Here is a 2,599-nt window from a genome sequence, read left to right on the forward strand (position 1 = left end):
TGCCGATTCCGATGAAGCCGCCCCTTTGTTCCGAGATTATTGCGCCCCCGGATTCCGGGATGATCTCGCCCCCTTGAGGCTGGGGTCCTGCTGGCTGTGATTGTTGTCAGTCGATCGTCGTTAGGAGTCAAGATTTCCGGCGCTGATTTCGCCGCAGGCTTTCGCCAGATAGGTCGATGCGATGGGCATTATGAACCAGCCTGTCGAGAATGGCATCGGCGTAGGTTGGGTTACCGATGATCTCGTGCCAGGCTGATACGGGAAGCTGGCTGGTAATGATTGTCGAGCGACGTCCGTAACGATCTTCGAGGATCTCCAGGAGGTCGTGGCGCGCCTGCTCATTGAGCGGTTCCAGGCCCCAGTCGTCGAGGATCAAGAGTTGGACGTGGCCGAGGGTGCGTTGCAGCCTTGCATATCGACCGTCACCGTGAGCAAGGGCGAGATTGGCAAACAGCCGTGGCACGCGCTGATAAAGAACGGAACGATCGTCGCGGCAGGCCTTATGCCCGAGTGCACAGGCTAACCAGCTTTTGCCGACGCCGGATGGCCCGCAGATCGCAAGGTTGTCGTGGGCATCGATCCAGTCGCCGCCAATCAGCTTCATGAACAGTGCGCGATCGAGGCCGCGGTCACTGCGGTAATCGACATCTTCCGGTACGGCCTGATGACGGAGCTTGGCAAACCGCAGACGGGCGGCAAGCTTGCGATCGTGGCGCGAGCTCCATTCTCGCTCGAGCAGAAGCCCGAGCCATTCGGCATGGGAGAGTTGTTCGCTCTCACCGTTGGTCAGCAGTTCGTTGAACGCTTTGGCCATGCCGGTCAGGCCCATGGCGTTCAATTTATCAAGCGTGGGATGTGCAAGCATATGTCGTCTCCTCAGTGGTAATAGCGGGGACCGCGGATGTTGGAGTGGTTGATCGGCTCGGGTGATGATGCGCCTGATGACGCCGACGGTCGGTCGAGGTGATTGTCGAGAATGGAGCGCACCGAGCCATAGGTTCGCGCACCGATTTCCAATGCCCGCCCGCAGGCCGCGTTGACCCGCTCTCGCTCAAACGCTTTAACGAGGCGGATAATGCCCAGGCAGGCTCTGTAGCCCTGCTCCGGATGCGGCCGATCGGCGAGAATACGCTCGCAGAGCAATGCAACGTCCGATCCGATTGCCGATGCTTCGCGGCTGATGCGCTCGATTGTCCAATCGGCAAAGCGGCGATGGGATGATGGCATGTGCTCGGGCGTTGTCGTGTGCTTGCCATTGCCGCTCGAGCGTCGGTGGGCGGCAATGCGCTCACCTTTGTGGAAGATCTCGATGGTATTGGCGGTGATGCGCGCCTCGACCTGCGCACGGGCAAACCGGTAGGGCACGGAGTAATAGTGCTTGTCGATATCAACATGATAATCGAGGCCAGCCCGCCGTATCTTCCATTCGGCAAAGACGTATCGTTCGACAGGAAGCGGACGCAGGGCGGGATAATCCAGCTCTTCGAACAATTGACGCCGGGTGCGGCCGACGCGACGCAGAACACGCGTGTCGTTGAGATCGACGAGCAATTCGACAATCGCCGCATTCACATCGGCAAGGCTGTAAAAGACGCGGTGGCGTAGCCGGCCAAGAAGCCAGCGCTCGACAATACGAACCGCGGCTTCGACCTTTGCCTTGTCCCGCGGCCGGCGCGGTCGCGTCGGAAGAACAGCGCTTCCGTAGTGAGCCGCCATCCCGGCATAGGTGCGATTGACCTGCGGATCAAAATGGCAGGCCTTGATAACGGCAACTTTGGCATTGTCCGGGACAAGCAACGCCGGCGCACCACCGAAGGCCTCAAGCGCAAGCAGGTGGCATTCGATCCAATCAGGAAGCGTCTCGCTCCAGCGGGCATGTGCGAATGAAAGGCTCGATGCCCCGAGCACTGCGACGAACAGATGCGCTTGCCGCGTCTTTCCCGACAATCTGTCGACGACCACCGTGACCGTGTCGCCGGCATAGTCGACGAACAGCTTTTCGCCAGCCGCATGGTCCTGGCGCATCGTCACCGGCAGCTTCAGTGCCCAAGCGCGATACAAATCGCAGTAGCGGCTGTAGCGATAACCATCGGGATGAAGGCCGATATACTCGTCCCAGAGGATCTGCAGCGTGACATGCTTGCGTTTCAGCTCGCGATGAACATGAGCCCAATCCGGTTCAACGCTGCGACGGTGACCGGTCTTCGTGCCGGCAGCTCTATACAGAGCCGCTTCCAAAATCGCATCGCTGACATCGTCGCCCAACGGCCAGGAAAGCCCGGCAATCTCCACACGGCGCAGCGTCTCACGCACCGTCGAGGGGGCCGCACCAACGCGCGCCGCAATCGATTTGTGGCCAAGACCTTCCTCAAATCTGTATCTCAGAATCTCGCGGACACGCCGCATCTTTAGTCTCTCCGCTGGCATCGCGTTCCTTCCTCTCAGGCAACTGAAAGGACGAACGTCTCACCAGCAGGACACCCCGACAAACAGCCCAATCAGGGGGCGGCATCATCTCGGAACAAGGGGGCGGTTAATTCTCGGAATTGGGGGGCGGCATCATTTCGGAATGCGGGGGCGGCTTGCCTCGGAATCTGCA

Annotated in this window: 2 protein-coding genes; both read right to left on the minus strand. The window is 60.0% G+C overall.

Features of this window, described 5'->3' with window-relative positions:
• Positions 1 to 127 precede the first annotated feature (127 nt).
• Positions 128 to 865 carry an IS21-like element ISRel16 family helper ATPase IstB gene (istB, locus tag ATY79_RS22940; protein ID WP_088704989.1) on the minus strand — a complete coding sequence of 246 codons (738 nt, stop codon included), beginning with the start codon at positions 863 to 865 and terminating at the stop codon, positions 128 to 130.
• An 11-nt stretch (positions 866 to 876) separates the two neighbouring features.
• Positions 877 to 2,406, minus strand: coding sequence for an IS21 family transposase (istA, locus tag ATY79_RS22945; RefSeq protein ID WP_088704990.1), 1,530 nt, complete (start codon positions 2,404 to 2,406; stop codon positions 877 to 879).
• Between the last annotated feature and the right edge of the window lie 193 nt (positions 2,407 to 2,599).

The organism is Rhizobium sp. R693 (assembly GCF_002211315.1).
Taxonomy (GTDB): Bacteria; Pseudomonadota; Alphaproteobacteria; order Rhizobiales; family Rhizobiaceae; genus Rhizobium.